Origin of the sequence: Nocardia suismassiliense, assembly GCF_900269665.1 — a bacterium.
Taxonomy (GTDB): Bacteria; Actinomycetota; Actinomycetes; order Mycobacteriales; family Mycobacteriaceae; genus Nocardia; species Nocardia suismassiliense.
In genome coordinates, this window is record NZ_LT985361.1 from 8998556 (window position 1) to 9019467 (window position 20912).

Sequence of the window (20912 nt, forward strand, 5' to 3'; positions counted from 1 at the left end):
GACGTTGCGTGAGGCTCGACGATGCATTCATGACCGACACGTTTTCCGCATTCGATATCAGCCCCGTTCCTGATCCCGCACTCGACGCCGAGCCTGCGGAGCTCTACCGCGGCATCTACGCGATGCCGATGTTCGTCACGGTGCCGACGGCGGATCTCGCCGGGTCGGTGGACTTCTGGGTTCGTGGTCTCGGGTTCTTCGATCTGTTCACGGCGCCGGGGCAGGTTACGCATCTGCGGCGGTGGGCGTTTCAGGATGTTCTGCTCGTTCCGGGTGAGCGGCCTGGCCACGCGTCGGCGGTGAGCGTGAGTTTCGCGTGTGTGCTTAGCCAGGTCGAGCAGATTGCGACCGCGTGTGAGCAGTTGCGGCCGGGCTGTACGACGGGGCCGCGGGAGATGCCGTGGAACTCGGTGGAGCTGGAGGTGGTCACGCCGGAGAACGTCCGGGTGATCATGACGGCGGCCCGGCCGTACGATGCGAACGGTGCGGCAGCCGAGTATCTGCGGGACATGGGTATCCCGGCGCCCGAGCAGTGATCGGCGTCGGGGCTGACACACTGGACAGTGTGACGAATCGCCCCTTCGCCGAGGCAGCGACAGGCGCCGGCCGCACGGTCGGCGCCGTCGCCGCGCTGGTAGGTGTCACCGTCCGGACGCTGCACCACTGGGATGCGATCGGGCTCGTCTGCCCCTCCGAGCGCAGCTACGCGGGCTACCGGCTCTACACCGCCGAGGACATCGCTCGCATCCATCGGGTGCTGGTCTATCGCGAGCTCGGGGTACCGCTGAACCAGGTCGGGGCGTTGCTGGACGCACCGGCCACCGATGCGACGGCGGCACTGCGCAGGCAGCGCGACGAGGTTCGCGAGCGCGTGGCCCGGCTGCAACAGATGGGCGACGCGCTGGATCGCCTGATCGAAGCGAGGGAGTCCGGCATCCTGCTGCCCGCCGAGGAACAGGTGGCGATCTTCGGTCAGCACTGGCAACCCGCTTGGGCAGGCGAAGCGCGCGAGCAGTGGGGTGACACCGCCCAGTGGGCGCAGTTCGCCGAACGTGCCGCGGACCGCACCGCCGAGCAGTGGCAGCAGATCGCCGAGAGCGTCGAGGCGCTCAACGCGGACCTGGCCGCCGCGTATCGCGCAGGCACGGCGCCGGGCAGCGACCTGGCCAACGCGCTGGCCGAGCGGCACCGAGCCTCGATCGGCGTCTACTTCGACTGCACTCGTTCGATGCAGGTCTGCTTGGGCCGCAGGCACACTGCCGACCCGGGCTTCACCGCGTTCTACGACGCGATCGAGCCCGGCTTGACCGTCTGGCTGCGCGACATCATCGACGCCAACGCCCGCGCCAACGGCATCGACCCCGAAACGGCTACCTGGGATTGACAACACTCCCCGATGCGCGTCCAAGTCCGTGCACGACTGCGGCGAATCGCGAGAAGCGGTCTCCTATGAGGGGGCAAGCGAAGGAAACTAGTGGGAGCCGGTGACCCGGAATCCCTTGGGAACCAACCAGACTGCGACAACAGCGACGACGGCCACAATGGCGGCGGAGACGTACGCGGTGGTGGTGAGCGCCGCGTCGAACGCGTGCCGGGCGGCGGCGAGGACCTGTTCGCGAGTCGCGGTGTCCAGCCGGCCCGCCACCTCCACCGCACCTCCGATGGATTCCCTTGCCGTATCGAGGTTTTCGCCACGCAACGGCAGGTCGACCATATTCTCGGTGAAAACGCGCCCGTGGATGCTGCCGAGCAGCGCGACGCCGAGCCCGATCCCCAGCTCGTAGTTGGTTTCGGAGACCGCACCGGCCTGCCCGGCGCGTTCGGGCGGCACCGCCGAGACCAGGACGGCGGCGGCCGCGGTGATCGCCAGGCCGTCACCTAGGCCGAAGGACGCGAGCACCAGTGCGACAACGGGATACGTGGTCGGCTCGGGACTCAGCGCGAGCCCGAGGAAGCCGAGCGCCAGCGCGCCGAGTCCGAGGGCGAGCACGGCTCGAACGCCGATGTGCTGCATCAACCACGGCGTCGCCAGCGACGCGACCAGCAGCGTCAAGGCCGAGGGCAAGGTGCGCAGCCCAGCCTCGGACGGCGAGTAGCCGTGCACGTACTGCAACCACAGCGAGATCAGGAACAGCGCGGCGCCGATCGCGAGCATGGCGAGCAGCGTGGCGAGCGCGGCGGCGGAGAAGGCGCCGTTGCGGAACAACCGTATGTCTAGCAGCGGATCGGCGGCGCGGAGCTGGCGGCGCGCGAACCAGGCGAGCAGCAGCACACCGAGCACGAGGATCACCCAGTCCACCGGGTCGGGTGTGCCCTTGGCGACATGCTTGATCCCCCAAGCCAATCCGACAATGCCCGCGATGGACAATACGGCGGCCAGCCAGTCCAGCGAACCCGACTGTGGCGCACGGTATTCCGGCAGCAGCCAGGCACCGACCAGCACCGTCAGCACGACCACCGGCACGTTCAACCAGAACGCCGACGCCCAGCCGAACTGCTCGACCACCACGCCGCCGACGAGCGGGCCGATGGTCGCGCCCGCGCCGGCCACCGCGGCCCAGATGCCGATGGCGAGGGTGCGCTCGCGCGAGTCGGTGAAGATGTTCCGGATCAGCGACAGCGTCGACGGCATCACCATCGCGCCGCCGATGGCGAGTAGCACCCGACCGGCTATCAATTGCCACGAGCTCTGCGACGTCGCCGCCACCACCGAAGCGACACCGAAAAGCACGAAACCCGCCAGGAAGAGCAGCTTTCGACCAACCCGGTCGCCGACCGCACCCGTGGTGATCAGCAGGCCGCCGAGCACCAGTCCGTAGACGTCGATGATCCACAGCTGCTCGAGCTGCCCCACCTGCAGATCGGCGATCAGCGAGGGCAGCGCGACGTTCAGAATGGTGGCATCCATCGCCACCAGCAGCAGGCTGGCGCACAGCACGGCCAGCATCACCCAGCGGGTACCACCTACCGCCGACCCCGCGGCATTCGTCTCCGGCACGCTCGCAGCCATCCTGCCTCCTCACCCACCCCCGGCCCAGCATTCACCGAGTCGCAGCAAACACCAAGTAACCGGGCCGTCGGCGCTATCGGAGGGACTGGTCGATCAGCAGGCGGGCGGCACGATCGGTGCGGTGCACGTCGCCGGTGATCACGCGATCTTGGAGGATGCCGCGCAAGCCCGAAACAAGCAGTGTCGCTACGAGTTCCGGATCGTCGACGGAGGGCAGGCTGCGCAGGCCCGCGGCGAGCGCCTCGATGAAGGTCGCGATGGCGGTCTCGGCGTACTCGGCATACGGGCTGTGCGCCGCACACGCGGCACCGAGGACCTGCAGCATCACCCGGACGCTGGTGCGGCCGTCGCCGGAGGTGTTGGCCTGCCAGAACTCCCACAGTTGCGTGCGCAGCTCGGCGGCGCCGGCGACCTGCGCGAAGAGCGCCGTGAGGTCCGGGCGCTGGGTGGCCAGCGCCTGGACCAGCAGCTCCTCCTTGGTGGTGAAGTAGTAGATCAGCATGCGCGAGCTGGTGCCGAGGGCGGCGGCGAGCGGGCGCAGCGACAGGTCGACGAGGCCGTGGTCGGCGATATAACGCACGACGGCGTCGAGCAGCTCGGCACGTTTGGCGTGGTCGAGGGGGCGGGCCATGAGTTGACTGTAGCGACTGGTACAGGTATCCATGTCATCGTGACTGTAACAATCGCTTCAGAAACTCGGGAGTCCGTCGTCGTCACCGGCTACGCGGCCACCACGTCGCTGGCCGAGGACATGGATACGACCTGGTCGGAGCTGCTGCTCGGGCACAGCGGCATCGGCGTGCTCGCGGCGGACTTCGTCGCCGAGTACGACCTGCCGGTGCGCATCGGCGGGCAGCTGCAGTCGCATCCGGGCGAGCAGCTGACGCGGATCGAACGGCGGCGGCTGTCCTATATCGAACAGCTGGCGCTGGTGCTCGGCCGCGCGGTCTGGCAGCGGGCCGGCGCCCCGGAGGTGGACGGCGAACGGCTCGCCGTCGCCATCGGCACCGGGCTCGGCGGTGGGGACGCGTTGATCGACGCGGTCGACGCGATGCGAGCAGGCGGCTATCGGAAGGTGTCGCCGATGTCGGTGCCGATGGTGATGCCGAACGGGCCTGCGGCCACCGTCGGACTCGAAATCGGCGCCAAGGCAGGCATTTTCACGCCGGTTTCCGCGTGTTCGTCCGGCTCCGAGGCGATCGCGCAGGCCTGGCGGCTGATCAGCACCGGCGAAGCCGATGTGGTGGTGACCGGCGGCGTCGAGGGTCACATCGACGCGGTGCCCATCGCGAGTTTCGCGATGATGCGGGCGATGAGCACCCGCAACGACGAACCCGAGCGGGCGTCGCGGCCGTTCGACCGGGACCGGGACGGCTTCGTCTTCGGCGAGGCGGGCGCGCTGCTGGTGCTCGAATCCGAGCGGCACGCGCGGGCCCGTGGCGCCGAGATGCACGGCCGGGTGCTCGGCGCGGGCATCACCTCCGACGCCTATCACATCGTCGCTTCGGAACCGGCGGGCATCGGCGCGACTCGGGCCATGCGCAAGGCGATACAGACTGCGGGGCTACAAGTTTCGGATATCCAGCACATCAACGCCCACGCGACCGCCACCTCGATCGGCGATGCGTCGGAGGCCAACGCGATCGCCGCCGTCACGCCGGACGCGTCGGTCTACGCACCCAAATCCGCACTGGGACATTCGATCGGCGCGGTGGGCGCACTCGAATCCCTCGTCACCATGCTGACGCTGCGCGACCAAATCGTCCCGCCCACACTGAATCTCGATAACCGCGATCCGGCGATCGACCTGGATATCGTCAGCGGCGCCGCACGCAAGCTGCGCATCGACTACGCCCTGAACAACTCGTTCGGCTTCGGCGGGCACAACGTGGCGTTGGCGTTCGGCCGGGTCTGAGTTCGCGGTACTCGAACTGTCAGCGCCCGAGAATCGCGGTCGCGGTCAGGGACGCCGCTCCCACCGCCACGCGAACTCGCCGGCCTTGGGCGGGGGGCCGGGCAGATCACCGTCCACGGACAGGCCCGCCACCAGCATGGCGAGCACCCGGCGGCGCAGCTGCGCGGTGCGTTCCGGATCGGGCATGGCGATGGCGGCACACGATTCCAGGATCAGTCCCAGATCCTCGGCGGTGACGCCGGGCCGCAGTTTGCCGGTGGCCTGCGCGCGTCGCACGATCTCGATGTTCGCCTCGGCGGAGTGCATCACGTCGGGCAGGAAGGACTCGTCCGGCGTGAAGGTGCCGGCCAGGTGCACCGTCAACGAGTGCACGTCGGCGTCGACGACCCGCTCCAGGAATTCGACCAGCGCCCGCCAGCCGTCCGAATCGGCCAGCGCCGCATCGGCTTCCACGTTGTAGCGGCGCAGGCCCTCATGGCAGAGCGTGCGCAACAGGACTTCTTTGCTCGGATAGCGCCGATACAGCGCGCTGATCCCCACCCCCGCCCGCTCGGCGACGGCGGCGATCGGGGCATTGGCATCGGCCAGGAACACCGACCGCGCGGCATCCAGGATCAGCCCGTCGTTGCGGGCCGCCTGCGCCTTGCGGCCGGGTAAGGCCTTCTGAGCTGGAGCGTCTGATGACTTCGGCATGATTCCAGCTTACCACTTGAACGGAATGATCCGTTCTGTTACGGTTCAAACAGAACGAAGCATTCCGTTTCAAAAGGAGTTCAGATGTCCACCATCACCCCCTTCCGCATCGCCATCGACCAGGCCGAGCTGGACGAGCTGCAGGCCCGGCTGGCCCGCACCCGCTGGGCCGACCAGATCCCCGGCTCGGGCGACACCTACGGGGTGAGCATCGACCGGGTCCGCCACCTGGTGAACTACTGGCGCGACGGGTTCGATTGGCGCAAGGTCGAGGAGACGCTGAACGCGTACCCGCAGTTCACCACCGAGATCGACGGCCAGAACATCCACTTCCTGCATGTGCGGTCGCAGCAGGACAGTGCCGAGGCGCTGCCGCTGATCCTGACCCACGGCTGGCCGGGCACGTTCGTCGAATTCCTCAACGTCATCGAGCCGCTGATCGCGGCCGGGCACGATCTGGTGATCCCCTCGGTGCCGGGGTACGGATTCTCCGGTCCGACAACGGAAGCCGGCTGGAACGACACCAGGATCGCCAAGGCCTGGGCCGAGCTGATGCGGCGGCTCGGCTACGACAAGTACGGCGCGGTCGGCAATGACGGCGGTGCGCAGATCTCCCCCGAGCTCGGCCGGGTCGATCCGGAACACGTTGTCGCCGTGCAGGTTTCCCAGGTCTACTCGTTCCCGACCGGCGATCCGGCCGAGCTGGCCGATCTCACCGAGGACGAGGCGCAGTCCTTGGCGACCCTGGACTGGTTCGTCAAGAACAAGATGGGGTTCAACATCCTGCAGTCGCAGCAACCGCAGACCTTGGCGCACGCGCTGATGGATTCGCCGGCCGGGCTCGTCGGCTGGAACAGCCAACTGCTCGGACCCGACCTCGACGATGATTTCGTGCTGACCAACATCGCGATCCACTGGCTCACCGGCACAGCGGGTTCCGCTATCCGGCACTACTTCGAGAAGTCCAAGGCCGACCAGCCGACCGGACCGACCTCGGTTCCGCTGTCGCTCTCGGGTTCCAACGGCGACTTCCACGGCATCCGCCGCTTCGCCGAACGCGACCACAGCAACATCGTCTCGTGGCGGACCCACGACGTGTACACGCACTACCTGCACCACGTCGCGCCCGAGCTGATGTCCACCGAGATCACCGAGTTCTTCGCGCAGTACCGCTGACCGTCGCAGCTACAGCCCACATCCGGCCGGGTGTGGGCTGTTTTGCGTCCCTAGAGCCCTACTGAGCTGGGCGAACAAAAAACTTGTCGTCAGGTATTGAAACGGAATGATCCGTTCTGTTAGAGTTGGAACAGAACGAAACATTCCGTTTCACAAGGAGAACGCCATGAGCACCATCAAGCCCTTCCAGATCAACGTCCCGCAGACCAAGCTGGACGATCTGGCGGACCGGCTGCGCCGCGCCATCTGGCCGAGCGAACTGCCGGGTGTCGGCGACTCCTACGGCGTGCCCGGCGATCGGGTGCGCAGCCTCGCGCAGTACTGGCTGGAGAGCTTCGACTGGCGGGCGCTGGAGGCGAAGCTGAACTCCTACCCGCAGTTCACCACCGAGATCGACGGCGAGGACATCCACTTCCTGCACATCACCTCGTCGCGGCCGGACGCCGTTCCGGTGATCCTGACGCACGGCTGGCCGGGCTCGATCCTCGAATACCTCGACGTCATCGCCCCGCTGACCGAGCCGGAGTCGGCCGATGCGCCCGCCTTCCATCTGGTGATCCCGTCGCTGCCCGGCTTCGGCTTCTCCGGCCCGACCCGCAGCACCGGCTGGAACCGGGTGCGCACCGCGAAGGCGTGGGTGGAGCTGATGGACCGGCTCGGCTACCAGCGCTACGGCGCGATCGGCAACGACGCGGGTTCGATGATCGCGCCCGAGATGGCCAAGCTGGTGCCGAACAAGCTGATCGGACTCCATGTGACGCAGCTGTTCTCGTTCCCGTCCGGCGATCCGGCCGAGTTCGAGGGCATGTCCGGGGAGGACATGGCGGCGCTGGGGCACCTGCAGTGGTTCCACGACAACAAGATGGCGTTCAACACCTTCCTCAGCCAGCAGCCGCAGACCCTGGCCTACGCGCTGACCGACTCACCGGTGGGCCTGCTCGGCTGGAATGCCCAGCTGATGGGCGAGTCGCTGGACCCCGATTTCATCATCGGCAATGTGGCGCTCTACTGGCTGACCGGCACCGCGAGCTCGGCCACTCGGTTCTACTACGAAGACGCGCACGCCACCGAACAGCTGGACGGGCCGACCACCGTGCCGACCGCGCTGGCCATGTTCAAGGGCGACTTCCAGTCGATCCGCCGGTTCGCCGAGCGCGACCACAAGAACATCGTCCGCTGGAACTCCTACGACGCCGGTAGCGCGCAGGGCGGGCCGAACGACGCGGCGGGTCACTATGCGGCGCACGAGGCGCCGGAGATCCTGGTAGGCGACATTCGGGAGTTCTTCGCCCAGCTCAGCTGAGCGCGACCACACGGCCCGCACCCGCCCGTCGGGAGCGGGCCGTCGGCATGCGCCAGACACCCGAGACTGTCTCTTATGCCATCGAGACTCACGGCCATGGTTCGTCTCACTCCGCGCTGTTGTACTTGATTCACCAACAGCTCAACGGCTTTCACCAAGGAGAGAGACACCATGAAAATCGCAGTCTTCGGAGCCACCAGCACGGTCGGTCGCCTGGTCGTCGCCCAAGCCATCGAGCAGGGTCACGAGGTGACCGCCTTCACCCGCAGCGCGGTAGGGATCGAGCAGCGGCACGAGCGGCTGCACGTCGTGGAAGGTGATGTGCTGGACACGCATTCGGTCGAGCGCGCGGTCGCCGGACAGGACGCGGTGCTCGTCTCGCTCGGCGCGGGCCGCAAGGGCGTCATCCGGGCCGAGGGCACCCGGGCGGTGCTCGAGGCGATGAATCGGACCGGAGTGAAGCGGTTGATCGTGCAGACCACCCTCGGTGTGGGCGAGAGCCGGGCCAACCTGAACTTCGTATGGAAGTACCTGATGTTCGGCATGCTGCTGCGCCAGGCCTACGCCGACCACGTGCAGCAGGAGACCTACGTGCGCGCTTGCGATCTGGACTGGACGATCGTGCGGCCCAGCGCCTTCACCGATGGTCCGCGCACCCGTGGCTTCCGGCGCGGCTTCCCCGCGGACGAGCGCGGGCTCTCGCTGAAGATTTCCCGCGCCGACATCGCCGACTTCATGCTCGAGCAGCTGACCGACACCACCTACCTGCGGCAGACTCCGGGTATCTCGAATTGAGTGGCCGGCCACCACTCCCGACCTAAGCGTGCTCGTGCAGTTCACCCCAGGCCGGGAACGGGTCCGGGTAGCCGGCCCACTCGGCCGGCCCCGCGGCGAACTCCGCATCGGTGAGCAACGCGCTGTCGAGCAGGGCACGCACCTTGTCCTGATCGAGTTTGATACCGATGAAGACAATCTCTTGTCCGGCAGGCACTTCCAGCGCCGACCACCACGCGGCGGGCTCGAAGACGAGATTCGGCCCGGCCTGGGACCAGACGGCCGCCAAGGTGGCGCGGCTGGCGATCCAGCAGAAACCCTTGCTGCGCAACAGCCCACGCAGTTCACCGAGCGCCTCGGACAGCCGCAGCGGATGGAACGGCCGGTCGGCGGTGTAGGTGAGGCTGCGGATGCCGTACTCCTCGGTCTCCGGCGGGTGCCCGCCCGCCAGCTCCTCGTCCCAGCCTTCGGTCTCCGCCGCGACGACCGGGTTGTACCGGCCGGTGCCGAGCACGTCGCTCAACTCGACGATGCCATTGGTCGTGCGCAGCACGTGGGCGCGCGGATTGAGTTTGCGCACAGTCGCTTCCACCGCGCCCGCGGCCGCCGCACCGACCAGATCGGTCTTGTTCACCAGCAGCACATCGGCGAACTCCACCTGATCCACCAGCAAGTCGGCGATGGTGCGGGCATCGCCCTCGCCCGCTTGCAGATTCCGCTCGGCCAGCGCCTGCCCACGGGCCACCTCGGCGAGGAAGGTGGACGCGTCGACCACGGTCACCATGGTGTCCAGCCGCGCGATGTCGCCGAGCTTGAACCCGTCCTCGAACTCCCAGTCGAAGGTGGCGGCCACCGGCATCGGCTCGGAGATGCCGGTCGACTCGATCACCAGCTGGTCGAAGCGCCCCTCCCGCGCGAGCCTGCCCACCGCCTCGATCAGGTCCTCGCGCAGCGTGCAGCAGATGCAGCCGTTGGTCAGCTCGACGAGCTTCTCCTCGGTGCGATCGAGGTGCCCCTGGCCGGCCACCAGCGCGGCATCGATGTTGACCTCGCTCATGTCGTTGACGATGACCGCGACCCGGCGGCCCTCCCGGTTGGCGAGGATGTGATTGAGCAGTGTCGTCTTGCCCGCGCCGAGGAAGCCGGACAGCACGGTGACGGGGAGCAGGTCGACAGGCGGTGAGGTGATCATTCCTTAATGATAATGGTTTTCATTTGCTGTCAGCCAGCCGGGTCGACGGTTGCGCGTGGCAACTCGGGCCGACGGTCGTAGGGTTTGTCTGGTGAAGCTGTTGCCATTGACCCCCGACGGGCAGACCCCCGTCCGGGTGCTCACCATTGCCGGGACCGACTCCGGTGGCGGCGCCGGAATCCAGGCCGATTCGCGCACCATGGCCCTGTGCGGGGTGCACGCCTGCGTGGCGGTCGCGGCGGTGACGGTGCAGAACTCGGTGGGGGTCAGCGACTTCCACGAGATCCCACCGCACATCGTGGCGGGCCAGGTCCGCACCGTGGCCACCGATATCGGGGTCGGCGCGGCCAAGACCGGCATGCTGGCCTCGACCGCCATCATCGAGGCCGTCGCGGCGGTCTGCCGGGAGGTGGGCATCGGCCGGGACGGGCAGATCCCGCTGGTGGTCGATCCGGTCGCCGCCTCCATGCACGGCGACCCGCTACTGCACGAGGAGGCCCTGGATGCCGTCCGGCACACGCTGATCCCGCTGGCGACGGTGGTGACGCCGAACCTCGACGAGGTCCGGCTGATCACCGGCATCGAGGTCACCGACGACGCGTCCGCCCGCTCGGCCGCCGAGGCACTACACAAACTGGGTGCGCAGTGGGCGATCGTGAAGGGCGGGCACCTGCGCGCCTCGGAGTACAGCACCGACCTGCTCTTCGACGGCGCGCAGTTCCTGGAGTTCACCGCGCCGCGCATCGGCACCGGCAACGATCACGGCGGCGGGGACACCCTGGCCGCGGCGATCGCGTGCGCGCTGGCCAACGGGTATCCGGTGCCCGAGGCGGTGGAGTTCGCCAAGGAGTGGACCTATCGGTGCCTCGCCGCGTCGTACGACCTCGGCGCGGGGCACGGTCCGGTGTCCCCGCTGTGGCGGCTGCACCACGACTGACAGCACAGCAACCCCCGGAAATTGGGGGGTGATCCACCGCCCGAGCAGCCCCTTAAGGGGGCGGTTCTTGTCGGTGGGTGCTGAGACAATAGAGGTGTCGCAAACGCGGTTGGCCTCGACGAAGCGGTCGATCAGAACAACGTCGTTCGGGTGGATGCGACCAAAGGTTCCAGCGCCGCCCCCGGCGAGGCCGCGGTCGGCGAGGCAAGGCGCTATTCGCCGGAAAAGGCAAGGTGCAGTGGCAGATCAGTGTCGATGACGATGCCGTTGAGCCGGGCATTGGCCTCGGTGAGCGCGGCGATGGTCTCGGCAAGGTAAGCAACGAACTTCTCGATCGGCATCGGCTGCGTCTTCAACCGGTTCGCGCCGAGCCACCAGTCGGTGGCCGAACCGACCGCGCCGAAGATCGAGTAGATGACGAGCTCGACACTGTCCACCTCGACCGCGGTGTCGGCTACCAATTCGGCGAACAGATCAGCGGCCCGTTTCGCGGACTGCCGCGCCGATTGCAGCGCGCGTTCGGAATCGTCGGACTGCTGCGCGAAATGACTGTGCAGCATGAACCGGAAAACGTTGGGGTGCTGCGACACCACCAGCGCGTACTCCGCGGCACCGCGGCGCACCAGCTCGCGCGCCGAGTCGTTGGTCAGATCCACGCTCGACATCAGCTGCTCCCACAGCATGTCGCGCACCCGGTCGACGATGGCGTTGTACAGGTCGGTCTTGTCCTCGAAGTGCCGGTACAGCTTGGGTTTTGCCGCGCCGGCCTCCTTGGCGATATCGCCCATGCTGACTTCCGGGCCGAACTTGTCCAGCGCGCGGAACGCCGCGTCGACGAACTCCTCCCGCACCTTCAGCCGGTGCTCCCGCCAGCGCTCCGTGCGTGCGTCGACGCGCTTGCGTGGCACCTCGTCCAGTTTTCGCCCGCTGCGCATCACAATTCCGGATGCTACCTGCTACCAGCGGTACCGATGACCGGGTCGCGCCGTTGACATCGGCTGAGGCGTGGGACACACTCGGGAAACTACCCAGAACCGGTGGTATCAGGTTCCGAACGCAGAGAGCCGGTGGGGACGATGACGTCCGCGATCCACACCCGAGTCCTCATTGTCGGCAGCGGTTTTTCCGGCCTCGGCATGGGCATCGCCCTCGACAAGGCGGGTATCCACGATTACCTCATCGTGGAGCAGGCCGCGGAGATCGGCGGCACCTGGCGCGACAACACCTATCCCGGTTGCGCCTGCGATGTGCCGACGCATCTGTATTCGTATTCCTTTGAGCCACGCACGACTTGGCGGCGGTTGTTCTCCGGGCAGCAGGAGATCTTCAACTATCTGAAGGACGTCGCCGAGAAGTATCGGCTGCGGCCACACATCCGCTTCCGGCAGCACATGGCGCACGGGTATTGGGACGAAAACGAGCGGCGCTGGCACGCGTTCAGCGCGGACGGTCAGGAATATGTCGCGCAGTTCCTCGTGTCCGCGGTTGGCGCGCTGCATATTCCGAGCATTCCGGAGTTTCCCGGCAGCGCGGACTTCACCGGTGCCGCATTCCACTCGGCGCAGTGGGATCACGCGGTCGACCTGGCAGGCAAGCGGGTGGCGGTGATCGGAACGGGCGCCAGCGCAGTGCAGTTCGTGCCGGAGATCATCGGCGAGGTGGCGGCATTGACGGTCTTCCAGCGCACCCCGCCGTGGGTGATGCCGCGCGCGGACGTGGAGTTCTCCGAACGTTTCCGGCGTGCGCTCGTCCGGGTGCCCGGCCTGCGGATTGCGCTGCGCAACGGAATCTATTGGGGCGCCGAGGTCGGCGGGTACGCGATGAACTGGCGGCCCGCGCTGCTGAAGGTGCTCGAGCGGGTCGGCAGGCGCCATATCGAGCGCCAGATCTCAGATCCGGTGCTGCGGGCACAGGTGACGCCGGACTATCGGGCGGGCTGTAAACGACTGCTCGGCTCGGATACCTACTACCCGGCGCTCGCCGATCCCAAGACCGAGCTGGTCACCGCACGCATAGACCATTTCACCGAGGACGGCATCGTCACCACTGACGGTGTCGAGCGCCAGGCCGATGTGATCATCTACGGCACCGGCTTTCGCGTCCTCAATTCGTACAAGAATCTGCCGATGGTCGGCCTGCGCGGGGTGGACCTGACCGAGCGCTGGGACCGGGAGGGTGTGCAGGCGCACCGCGGGATCACGGTCGCCGACATGCCGAACGCCTTCTTCCTGGTCGGGCCGAACACCGGCCTCGGCCACAACTCGATGATCTTCATGATCGAGGCACAGATCCACTATGTGCTGCAGGCGATTCGGCGGGTGCGCGAGCAGGGCGCGGTCGCGTTGGTGCCGCGGCGGGCGGCGCAGGACCGATTCAATGCCCGGCTGCAACAGGGACTTTCGCGTTCGGTGTGGAACACCGGTGGCTGCCAGAGCTGGTATCTGGACGAGCACGGCAACAATCGCACGCTGTGGTCCGGGTTCACCTGGCAGTACTGGCTGCAGACCAGGCGGCTCGACCCGGCGGAGTACGAGTTCATCGGCCCCGCACCGAGTTCCCCGACGCGGCGCACGGTCGTCCTGGAAGACATTCCGATGCAAACCTTTCCAACGCCCCACCGCAACGGTCGATCGACCCACCCGCCCCGCAACCCCGAGGACGTTCAATGAAGAACTTCACCGACAAAGTCGCCGTGATCACCGGCGCGGGCTCCGGCATCGGCCGGGCGCTGGCGCTGGAACTCGCCCGGCGCGGGGCTCGGCTGGCGCTGTCGGACATCAACACCGAATCAGTGGCCGACACCGCGGGGCGTTGCGAAAAGCTCGGTGCGACAGCGGTTCCCTACGAGCTCGACGTCGCGCACCGGGCTGCGGTGTACGCGCACGCGGCGGCCGTGCGCGGCGAATTCGGACAAGTGAACCTGGTCATCAACAACGCGGGCGTGGCCCTCGGCGCCGATGTCGAGGACATGACGTGGGACGACTTCGACTGGCTGATGAACATCAACTTCTGGGGTGTCGCGCACGGCACCAAGGCCTTCCTGCCCGACCTCATCGGCTCCGGCGACGGGCACATCGTCAATGTGTCCTCGGTGTTCGGGCTGGTCGGCGTGCCGACGCAGAGCGCCTACAACGCAGCGAAATTCGCGGTGCGTGGCTTCACCGAGGCGCTGCGGCAGGAGATGCGGATCGCCGGGCATCCGGTCGGTGTCACCTGCGTACATCCGGGCGGCGTGAAGACGAATATCGCGGTGAGCGCCCGCGGTATCCCCGACGACGTGGACGTGGAGACGATCCGTCGCGGCTTCGACGCACTCACCCTGACCAGCCCGGATGCCGCCGCGAAAACCATCCTGCACGGCGTCGCGAAGAACAAGGCCCGCGTGCTGATCGGGGCCGATGCCCGCGCCATCGACCTGATACCGCGCCTGCTAGGACCGGCCTACGAGGACCTCGGCGTCCCGCTGTACCGGGCGGGCAGGCGGACGGCGGCACGGTTCGGTATCGCCTTGTAGGACAGGGCGACTAGCGACGCCGGGCCGCGCCGGAGCGCGGCGGCACCGGTGGCGGCGGAATCAGCAGGCCTGCGCTGGTGCGTGAGCCCGCCTGCTTGAGTCGTTCGTGCACCGGGGTGAGTTCGAAGCTGTGCACGCCGTCGAGGGTCGCCATCTTGGTGGTCACATAGTGGTACAGATCGTCGGCGGTGTCCGCGGTCAGCACGGCGAAGATGTTGAACGGCCCGGTTACCGCTGCGGCGTAGGCGGTTTCGTCGTGCTCGGCGATGGCGCGGCCGATCGCAGCCAGTTGCGCCGGGGCGACCCGCAGCCAGAGGAAGGCCGACAGGCTGGAACCCATTGCGGCAGGGGCGATGTCGAGATCGAAATAGAGAATGCCGGCGGCCTGGAGGGCGGCAATGCGGCGCGCCACCCGGCCGATGCTCATGCCGGTGGCGCGCGCCAGGACCGAGTAACTTGCGCGCCCGTCGCGGGCCAGCAGCTCGAGTAGGGCGTCGTCCTCGTCCCGGAGCTGCAGGTCGGCTTCGGTGTAATCCGTTGTGGCCGCCGCGTGCTCGCCCTCGACACGCTTGGCCTGCCTGCCGCGCCAGTCGACCGCCCCCGGTCCGACGAAGCGGTGCAGGATCATCGCCGCAGCGACGTCGTGCACCGGCGCCGTGCGCTGGAGTCGCTGCACCAGCAGGTCGTCACGATCCTGCTGGGTGCGCGGGTGCAGCGAGAAGTTCACCTCGGCGCCCGCCGCCGCGATGGCGACCCACGCGGCGTCGTCGCGGCGGGCCAGCGCCTCACCCACCTGCCGCGCGCCGTCCGGACGGCAGTGCACCCGGATGATCCAGTCGTTCTCGCCGAGCGCACGGGAGTCGACGGCGCCGATCACCCGGACCACGCCGTCGCGGCGTAGCCGCCGGTAGCGACGGGCGACGGTCTGCTCGGCGACGCCCAGTTCGGCGGCGACCCGGTTGAACGAGACCCGGGGATCGAGCTGCAGCGCCTGCACGATCTGCGTATCAACCGCATCCAAGATGGAGTTTTTGCCTATTCCAGCGGCGCTCATAGGGAGGAAATGTACGCCGAGTCCGCATCGTGGCGTCCGTTCGACCTGGTTCTCCGGATACTCGACGCCGTCTCCAACTCCCCGATTTCGAGAGAGGACAACGGTTTTGCGCAAATGGTTGCCGCTGCTGACGGTGTGTCTGGGCACCTTCATGCTGTTGGTCGACGTCACCATCGTGAACGTCGCACTACCCGACATGCGGAACGACTTGAACGCGTCGTTCAGCTCACTGCAATGGGTCGTCGACGGCTACGCCCTCGCCATGGCGGCGCTTATGCTCGGCGCGGGCTCGATCGCCGACCTGGCCGGGCATCGCCGCACCTACCTGGCCGGATTGTCGTTGTTCGCGGCAGCCTCGCTGCTCTGCGGCCTCGCACCGAACCCGACCGTGCTCATCCTCGCCAGGGTGGTGCAGGGGATCGGCGCGACCACCATGGCGTGCACCACCTTCGCCCTGCTGAACAACGCGTACACCGAACGGGACCGCGGCGCCGCGTACGGGGTCTGGGGCGCTGTCGCGGGCGCGTCCAGCGCCATCGGGCCGATCATCGGCGGCGTGCTCACCGATCTCGCGTCCTGGCGCTGGATCTTCTTCGTCAACCTGCCGGTCAGCGCGGTGGCCGTGGCGCTGTGCCTGTGGGTACTCGCCGACGGGGAGCGGGCGCAGCGCGGCCGGATCGACGTCGCCGGCATGGCGGCGTTCACCGTCAGCGCGGCGGCCGCTACCTACGCGCTGATCCGGGCCAACGAGCACGGCTGGTCCAATCCGCTCACCTGGTGGTTGCTGCTGGTCGCGGCGGTGTCGCTGGCCGTGTTCCTGCTCGTCGAACGGGCTTCGGCACACCCGATGCTCGACCTCGCGCTGCTGCGTGACCGCTCGTTCGTCGGCGTGCTCGTCGCCGCCGGTGCGCTGTTCTTCGCCGCCTTCAGCGCGCTGATGTACACCCAGATCTGGCTGCAGTCGGTGCTCGGACTGAGCGCGATCCAGGCGGGTGCGGTGGGACTCCCGTTGTCCGTCATGGCTTTTCTGGTGTCCGGTGGCTTCGGCCGGTATCTGCACGGCGAACACCGCGGCCGGATCATCGCGGGCGGTCTCTTCGCCACCGGGCTCGGCGGTGTGGCCGGCGCGCTGCTGGTGCACGGCGAAGCGGGTTGGGCGGCACTGGTTCCTGGCTTTCTGGTCATCGGGCTCGGGGTCGGCCTGGCCACCGCGACGTTGAGTTCGGCGGCGATGGCGGCGGTTCCGTGGCAGCGGGCCGGAATGGCAACGGGCGCGGTCAATACCGCGCAGCAGCTGAGCTTCACCCTCGGGATCGCCACGCTGGGCAGTGTTTTCACGGCACGAGCGGCAGACGTGCTCGCCGAGCGTGCGGTGCCGGAGGCGCAGGACTCGGCGCGAGCGGTGGGCGGCGGGCAAGCCGCGGTGCTGGTGCAGCAGGTGCCAGCCGAGGCGCAGTCCGCGCTGGCGGCGACGGTGCGGGCCGCCGCGGCGGCGGGTGTCCAGGGCACGCTAGCGGTCAGTGGGGTCGTCGGCTTGATCGGCGGCGTACTCGTGCTGTTGCTGATGCGGCGACGCAGCGGTCCGGTGTCGGAGGTGGCCGAAGAGGCGGCACGAGTGCCCGCCTGATCGGCGCGAATTCCGGGCGGCCTGTCGCACGGGCCGATCGCGGAACTGTCGCTGAGCGAGCGCCGAGCGCCTCGCTCAGCGGCGGTCAGCGCTTCTTCGGATCGATGATGCTCTGCTCGGGCGCGGACTTGGTCTTCTTGTCCGCTCGCTTCTCTTTCAGCGACTTCCCGGATTTCTTCGACATCGAGCTGCGCGGAGACTTGTCGGACAAACGTGGTCCTTTGCTCGGAGGACCTGAACGGTCCCGATCCCCCGACCGTACGCTACGCCCGCCGTCGCGGGGACCGATCCGCGCTGGTCGCCACGCCCCCAGGAACCTCACAGCTGGGGCCCAGCTCCGTGACAACGTGGCGGCCGAAGGTAGTCCCTATGACCGAGACTGTGACCGTCGCGGCGGCGGAATTAGCCGAGACACCGGGTGCGCCCGTGCTGGACGTGGTGATACCCGTCTACAACGAAGAGACCGACCTCGGCATCTGTGTGCGCAGGCTGCATGCGTATCTGCGCGAAGGGTTCCCCTTCCCGGCGCGGATCACGGTGGCCGACAATGCCAGCACCGACGCCACCCTGCAGGTCGCCGAGCTGCTGGCCGAGGAGCTCGACGGCGTGCGGGTGCTGCACCTGGATGCCAAGGGGCGTGGACGGGCGCTGCGTGCGGCCTGGGAGCATTCCGATGCGCAAGTGGTCGCCTACATGGATGTGGACCTGTCCACCGACCTGAACGCGCTGCTGCCTCTGGTGGCGCCGCTGATCACCGGGCATTCGGACCTGGCGATCGGCACCCGGCTCAGCTCGTCCTCGCGGGTGGTGCGCGGGCCGAAGCGCGAGATCATCTCCCGCTGCTACAACCTCTTGCTGAAAGCCTCACTGCAAGCGCACTTTTCGGACGCGCAGTGCGGGTTCAAGGCGATGCGCAGCGAGGTGGCGCGGCAGTTGCTGCCGCTGGTGCGCGACGGGGAGTGGTTCTTCGACACCGAGCTGCTCGTGCTCGCCGAGCGGGCCGGGTTGCGCATCCACGAGGTGCCGGTGGACTGGATCGACGATCCGGACAGTCGCGTCGACATCGTCGACACCGCGCGCAAGGATCTGCTCGGTATCGGGCGGTTGACGCGGGCGCTGGCCACCGGGGCGTTGCCGCTGGAGGAGTTGCGCCGTGCGGTGGGGCGCGAACCGCTGGTACCGGGGGTGCCGCTCGGCATGGTCGGTCAGCTGGTTCGTTTCGCCATCGTCGGCGTGCTGAGCACGCTGGCTTATCTGTTGCTCTACGTGGTGTTGCAATCGTTCACCGATGCGCAGGTGGCGAACTTCCTGGCGCTGTTGATCACCGCGGTCGCCAATACGGCAGCCAACCGGGCGTTCACGTTCGGGGTGCGCGGGGCGACGGGTGCGGTGTCGCACCAGTTCCAAGGGTTGGTGATCTTCGGTATCGGACTGGCACTGACCAGTGGATCGCTGTTCACCCTGCACCATTGGGCGCCGGACGCGCCGGTGCATCTGGAACTGTTCGTACTGGTGCTCGCCAATCTGGTGGCCACGATTCTGCGATTCGTCGGCTTGCGGTGGGTGTTCCGGAATACGCCGAATCCGGCGCGCAAGGCGCTCGCAACGACCGGCTCCGACGCTGATTCGGGCGCAGACCACGAGGAAGGTGTTCGATGACCGCGACCCTGGCGCCGCCCACCGCGGCTCCGGCACAGCCCGCGCCCGAGCGCAGGACCCGGTGGGAATTCCCGGCATTGGCGGTCTTGCTGATCGGCACGACTATCGCGTACCTGTGGAATCTGAGCGTGAATGGCTGGTCGAATTCGTTCTATTCCGCTGCGGTGCAAGCCGGTTCGGTGTCGTGGAAGGCGTTCTTCTTCGGGTCGTCGGATGCGGCGAACTCGATCACCGTGGACAAGCCGCCCGCCTCGCTGTGGCTGATGGAGCTCTCGGTGCGGGCGTTCGGGTTGAACAGCTGGAGCATTCTGGTGCCGGAGGTGCTGCTCGGTGTCGCGAGCGTGGCGCTGCTGTGGGCGACGGTGCGCAGGCCCTTCGGGCCCGCCGCCGGGCTGCTCGCCGGACTGGTGCTCGCGGTGACTCCCGTTGCGGTGCTGATGTTTCGGTTCAACAATCCGGATGCGCTGCTGGTCTTCCTGATGGTCGCCGCGGCGTGGGCGATCACCCGGGCGGTCGAGGACGGGCGCTGGCGTTGGCTGGTGCTGACCGGAGTATTCGTCGGGTTCGGCTTTCTCACCAAACAGCTGCAGGTGCTGCTGGTTGTTCCGCCGCTGGCCCTGACCTATCTGCTCGCGGGGCCACCCAAGCTGGGCAAACGCATCGTGCAGCTCTTGGCCGCGGGTGTGGCCATGGTGGTCGCGGCCGGTTGGTGGTTGCTCGCGGTGGAACTGTGGCCTGCCTCGTCGCGGCCGTGGATCGGTGGGTCGCAGAACAACTCGATTCTCGAGCTCACGCTCGGTTACAACGGGCTCGGCCGGCTCAGCGGCAACGAGAGCGGCAGTGTCGGACCCGGTGGTGAGCTGCCGCCCGGGGGCAACGGCATGTGGGGTAGCACCGGCATCACCCGCATGTTCGAGGCGGCGCAGGGTGGCCAGATCGCCTGGCTGATCCCCGCCGCACTGGTGGCCTTGATCGCCGGAATACAGTTGCGCGGCAAGGCTCCCCGAACCGATCCGCGACGGGCCGCGCTGATCCTTTGGGGCGGTTGGCTGTTGGTGACCGGCTTGACCTTCAGCTTCATGGCGGGCATCTTCCATCAGTACTACACGGTGGCGCTGGCTCCGGCCGTCGGCGCGCTCGTCGGCGCGGGAGCTGTGCTGCTGTGGCGCGAGCGGCACCGGCTGTGGGTGCGGGCGATGCTCGCGCTCGCCGTCGGGCTCACCACGGCGACCGCGTGGATGCTGTTGTCCCGCAGCGTGCACTGGGTGCCGTGGTTGCGGTGGACCGTGCTGGTTGTCGGTGTACTGGCGACAATCGCCGCGCTCGTGCCCGTCCGGCGCAAGCTCGCCGTCGTCTCCGCGCTGACCATCGCGTTCACCGGACTGGCCGGGCCGACCGCGTATGCCATCGACACCATCGCCACGCCGCACGAGGGTTCCATCCCGTCGGCGGGTCCGAATGTGGGCGGGTTCGGCATGTTCGGCAGGCCACCGTGGGCCGAGGGGGCGAACGGCATGCCGGACGGTCCCGGCGCACCTCCGCCCGGCGGTGCACCGAACGGCCGCGCACCCGGCGGGCACCCCGGAAACGGGCCGGGCCAGGGCGCGATGCCGGCCGGTGGTCCCGGGCGGGAAATCATCACCGCGGGTGGCCTACTCGGTGCCGGCAAACCGAGCGAAAAGGTGGTGGCCCTGCTCGAAAACAACGGCACCACCTACACCTGGGCCGCCGCTGCCATCGGCTCGAACAGCGCTGCGGGCTACCAACTGGCCACCGAACTGCCGGTCATGCCCATCGGCGGCTTCAACGGCAGCGACCCCTCCCCTACCCTCGACCAATTCAAAGAATATGTAGCCCAGGGAAAGATCCACTACTTCATCGGCAGCAAACGAGGTGGGTACAACGGCGGATTCGGCCCCGCCCCCTCCGGCTCCAGTTCCCAGATCTCCCAATGGGTTCAGGAGAACTTCACCGCCACCGAAGTAGACGGAGTCACGCTCTACGACCTCACCACCCGCTGAATCGCCTCGATCCGCACCGGAGGCGTGAAAGACCCGT

Annotated in this window: 19 protein-coding genes; 12 read left to right on the forward strand and 7 right to left on the reverse strand. The window is 67.8% G+C overall.

The genetic code is table 11. The features are described 5' to 3' along the window. The first annotated feature begins 29 nt into the window (after nucleotides 1-29). Nucleotides 30-536, forward strand: coding sequence for a VOC family protein (locus DBO33_RS40450; RefSeq protein ID WP_107661016.1), 507 nt, complete (start codon nucleotides 30-32; stop codon nucleotides 534-536). A gap of 29 nt (nucleotides 537-565) precedes the next feature. Continuing rightward, nucleotides 566-1384, forward strand: coding sequence for a MerR family transcriptional regulator (locus tag DBO33_RS40455; protein ID WP_107661017.1), 819 nt, complete (start codon nucleotides 566-568; stop codon nucleotides 1382-1384). Between the two features lie 87 nt (nucleotides 1385-1471). Here DBO33_RS40455 and DBO33_RS40460 read toward each other — a convergent pair whose 3' ends face one another. Together DBO33_RS40460 and DBO33_RS40465 are read right to left on the reverse strand one after the other, a co-directional pair. Then, the gene (locus DBO33_RS40460; protein ID WP_199856906.1) at nucleotides 1472-3010 is read right to left on the reverse strand and encodes an MFS transporter; all 1539 of its coding nucleotides are present in this window, start codon (nucleotides 3008-3010) and stop codon (nucleotides 1472-1474) included. Between the two features lie 73 nt (nucleotides 3011-3083). After that, nucleotides 3084-3641: a TetR/AcrR family transcriptional regulator gene (locus DBO33_RS40465; RefSeq protein WP_107659730.1), complete on the reverse strand. Its 558-nt coding sequence runs from the start codon at nucleotides 3639-3641 to the stop codon at nucleotides 3084-3086. Between the two features lie 39 nt (nucleotides 3642-3680). Here DBO33_RS40465 and DBO33_RS40470 point away from each other — a divergent pair, with 39 nt between their 5' ends. Continuing rightward, complete coding sequence (locus tag DBO33_RS40470) at nucleotides 3681-4925, forward strand: KasA/KasB family beta-ketoacyl-ACP synthase (RefSeq protein ID WP_107661019.1); 1245 nt, start codon at nucleotides 3681-3683, stop codon at nucleotides 4923-4925. 45 nt (nucleotides 4926-4970) lie between these two features. Here the strand turns inward: DBO33_RS40470 and DBO33_RS40475 are convergent, their stop codons facing one another. Continuing rightward, nucleotides 4971-5618, reverse strand: a complete 648-nt coding sequence (locus DBO33_RS40475; protein WP_107659731.1) for a TetR/AcrR family transcriptional regulator — start codon at nucleotides 5616-5618, stop codon at nucleotides 4971-4973. A gap of 84 nt (nucleotides 5619-5702) precedes the next feature. Between DBO33_RS40475 and DBO33_RS40480 the strand changes: the two genes are divergently transcribed. The 3 genes from DBO33_RS40480 (at nucleotide 5703) to DBO33_RS40490 (ending at nucleotide 8892) form a co-directional block, all read left to right on the forward strand. Then, on the forward strand, nucleotides 5703-6794 hold the full coding sequence (locus DBO33_RS40480) for an epoxide hydrolase family protein (RefSeq protein WP_107659732.1): 1092 nt from the start codon (nucleotides 5703-5705) through the stop codon (nucleotides 6792-6794). Nucleotides 6795-6960: 166 nt separating this feature from the next. Continuing rightward, nucleotides 6961-8097 (forward strand): epoxide hydrolase family protein, encoded by a 1137-nt coding sequence (locus DBO33_RS40485; protein ID WP_107659733.1) that lies wholly within the window; start codon nucleotides 6961-6963, stop codon nucleotides 8095-8097. 171 nt (nucleotides 8098-8268) lie between these two features. Further along, the gene (locus DBO33_RS40490) at nucleotides 8269-8892 is read left to right on the forward strand and encodes an NAD(P)-dependent oxidoreductase (protein ID WP_107659734.1); all 624 of its coding nucleotides are present in this window, start codon (nucleotides 8269-8271) and stop codon (nucleotides 8890-8892) included. Nucleotides 8893-8914: 22 nt separating this feature from the next. Here DBO33_RS40490 and DBO33_RS40495 read toward each other — a convergent pair whose 3' ends face one another. Then, nucleotides 8915-10063, reverse strand: a complete 1149-nt coding sequence (locus tag DBO33_RS40495) for a GTP-binding protein (RefSeq protein WP_107659735.1) — start codon at nucleotides 10061-10063, stop codon at nucleotides 8915-8917. 91 nt (nucleotides 10064-10154) lie between these two features. Between DBO33_RS40495 and thiD the strand changes: the two genes are divergently transcribed. Then, complete coding sequence (thiD, locus tag DBO33_RS40500) at nucleotides 10155-11000, forward strand: bifunctional hydroxymethylpyrimidine kinase/phosphomethylpyrimidine kinase (RefSeq protein ID WP_107659736.1); 846 nt, start codon at nucleotides 10155-10157, stop codon at nucleotides 10998-11000. Between the two features lie 212 nt (nucleotides 11001-11212). Here the strand turns inward: thiD and DBO33_RS40505 are convergent, their stop codons facing one another. After that, complete coding sequence (locus DBO33_RS40505) at nucleotides 11213-11935, reverse strand: TetR/AcrR family transcriptional regulator (protein WP_107659737.1); 723 nt, start codon at nucleotides 11933-11935, stop codon at nucleotides 11213-11215. A 141-nt stretch (nucleotides 11936-12076) separates the two neighbouring features. On the opposite strand from DBO33_RS40505, the gene DBO33_RS40510 reads away from it, so the two are divergent. Further along, nucleotides 12077-13669 (forward strand): flavin-containing monooxygenase, encoded by a 1593-nt coding sequence (locus DBO33_RS40510; protein WP_107659738.1) that lies wholly within the window; start codon nucleotides 12077-12079, stop codon nucleotides 13667-13669. Then, nucleotides 13666-14514 (forward strand): SDR family NAD(P)-dependent oxidoreductase, encoded by an 849-nt coding sequence (locus DBO33_RS40515; protein ID WP_107659739.1) that lies wholly within the window; start codon nucleotides 13666-13668, stop codon nucleotides 14512-14514. Before DBO33_RS40510 ends, DBO33_RS40515 begins: the two co-directional genes overlap by 4 nt. 10 nt (nucleotides 14515-14524) lie before the next feature. On the opposite strand, the gene DBO33_RS40520 is transcribed toward DBO33_RS40515, so the two are convergent. Beyond that, on the reverse strand, nucleotides 14525-15535 hold the full coding sequence (locus DBO33_RS40520; RefSeq protein WP_159080749.1) for an Lrp/AsnC family transcriptional regulator: 1011 nt from the start codon (nucleotides 15533-15535) through the stop codon (nucleotides 14525-14527). A gap of 139 nt (nucleotides 15536-15674) precedes the next feature. Between DBO33_RS40520 and DBO33_RS40525 the strand changes: the two genes are divergently transcribed. Continuing rightward, a complete protein-coding gene (locus DBO33_RS40525; RefSeq protein ID WP_107661020.1) occupies nucleotides 15675-17195 on the forward strand; it encodes an MFS transporter in 1521 nt (506 codons plus the stop codon). Between the two features lie 85 nt (nucleotides 17196-17280). On the opposite strand, the gene DBO33_RS44515 is transcribed toward DBO33_RS40525, so the two are convergent. After that, nucleotides 17281-17406 (reverse strand): hypothetical protein, encoded by a 126-nt coding sequence (locus DBO33_RS44515; protein WP_255508388.1) that lies wholly within the window; start codon nucleotides 17404-17406, stop codon nucleotides 17281-17283. Between the two features lie 158 nt (nucleotides 17407-17564). On the opposite strand from DBO33_RS44515, the gene DBO33_RS40530 reads away from it, so the two are divergent. Both DBO33_RS40530 and DBO33_RS40535 read left to right on the forward strand, forming a co-directional pair. Further along, entirely contained in the window at nucleotides 17565-18854 is a 1290-nt protein-coding gene (locus tag DBO33_RS40530) for a bifunctional glycosyltransferase family 2/GtrA family protein (RefSeq protein WP_234391299.1), read from the forward strand. Further along, a complete protein-coding gene (locus DBO33_RS40535; protein ID WP_107659741.1) occupies nucleotides 18851-20875 on the forward strand; it encodes a glycosyltransferase family 39 protein in 2025 nt (674 codons plus the stop codon). The genes DBO33_RS40530 and DBO33_RS40535 overlap by 4 nt, the downstream gene beginning before the upstream one ends. The last annotated feature ends 37 nt before the right edge of the window (nucleotides 20876-20912 follow it).

What these genes read in the sequence shown, in the direction of transcription:
- DBO33_RS40450 (WP_107661016.1), top strand. Translation starts at nt 30, where the DNA reads ATGACCGACACGTTTTCCGCATTCGATATCAGCCCCGTTCCTGATCCC.
- DBO33_RS40460 (WP_199856906.1), bottom strand. Translation starts at nt 3,010, where the DNA reads ATGGCTGCGAGCGTGCCGGAGACGAATGCCGCGGGGTCGGCGGTAGGT.
- DBO33_RS40465 (WP_107659730.1), bottom strand. Translation starts at nt 3,641, where the DNA reads ATGGCCCGCCCCCTCGACCACGCCAAACGTGCCGAGCTGCTCGACGCC.
- DBO33_RS40475 (WP_107659731.1), bottom strand. Translation starts at nt 5,618, where the DNA reads ATGCCGAAGTCATCAGACGCTCCAGCTCAGAAGGCCTTACCCGGCCGC.
- DBO33_RS40480 (WP_107659732.1), top strand. Translation starts at nt 5,703, where the DNA reads ATGTCCACCATCACCCCCTTCCGCATCGCCATCGACCAGGCCGAGCTG.
- DBO33_RS40485 (WP_107659733.1), top strand. Translation starts at nt 6,961, where the DNA reads ATGAGCACCATCAAGCCCTTCCAGATCAACGTCCCGCAGACCAAGCTG.
- DBO33_RS40490 (WP_107659734.1), top strand. Translation starts at nt 8,269, where the DNA reads ATGAAAATCGCAGTCTTCGGAGCCACCAGCACGGTCGGTCGCCTGGTC.
- DBO33_RS40495 (WP_107659735.1), bottom strand. Translation starts at nt 10,063, where the DNA reads ATGATCACCTCACCGCCTGTCGACCTGCTCCCCGTCACCGTGCTGTCC.
- DBO33_RS40505 (WP_107659737.1), bottom strand. Translation starts at nt 11,935, where the DNA reads ATGCGCAGCGGGCGAAAACTGGACGAGGTGCCACGCAAGCGCGTCGAC.
- DBO33_RS40510 (WP_107659738.1), top strand. Translation starts at nt 12,077, where the DNA reads ATGACGTCCGCGATCCACACCCGAGTCCTCATTGTCGGCAGCGGTTTT.
- DBO33_RS40515 (WP_107659739.1), top strand. Translation starts at nt 13,666, where the DNA reads ATGAAGAACTTCACCGACAAAGTCGCCGTGATCACCGGCGCGGGCTCC.
- DBO33_RS40530 (WP_234391299.1), top strand. Translation starts at nt 17,565, where the DNA reads ATGACCGAGACTGTGACCGTCGCGGCGGCGGAATTAGCCGAGACACCG.
- DBO33_RS40535 (WP_107659741.1), top strand. Translation starts at nt 18,851, where the DNA reads ATGACCGCGACCCTGGCGCCGCCCACCGCGGCTCCGGCACAGCCCGCG.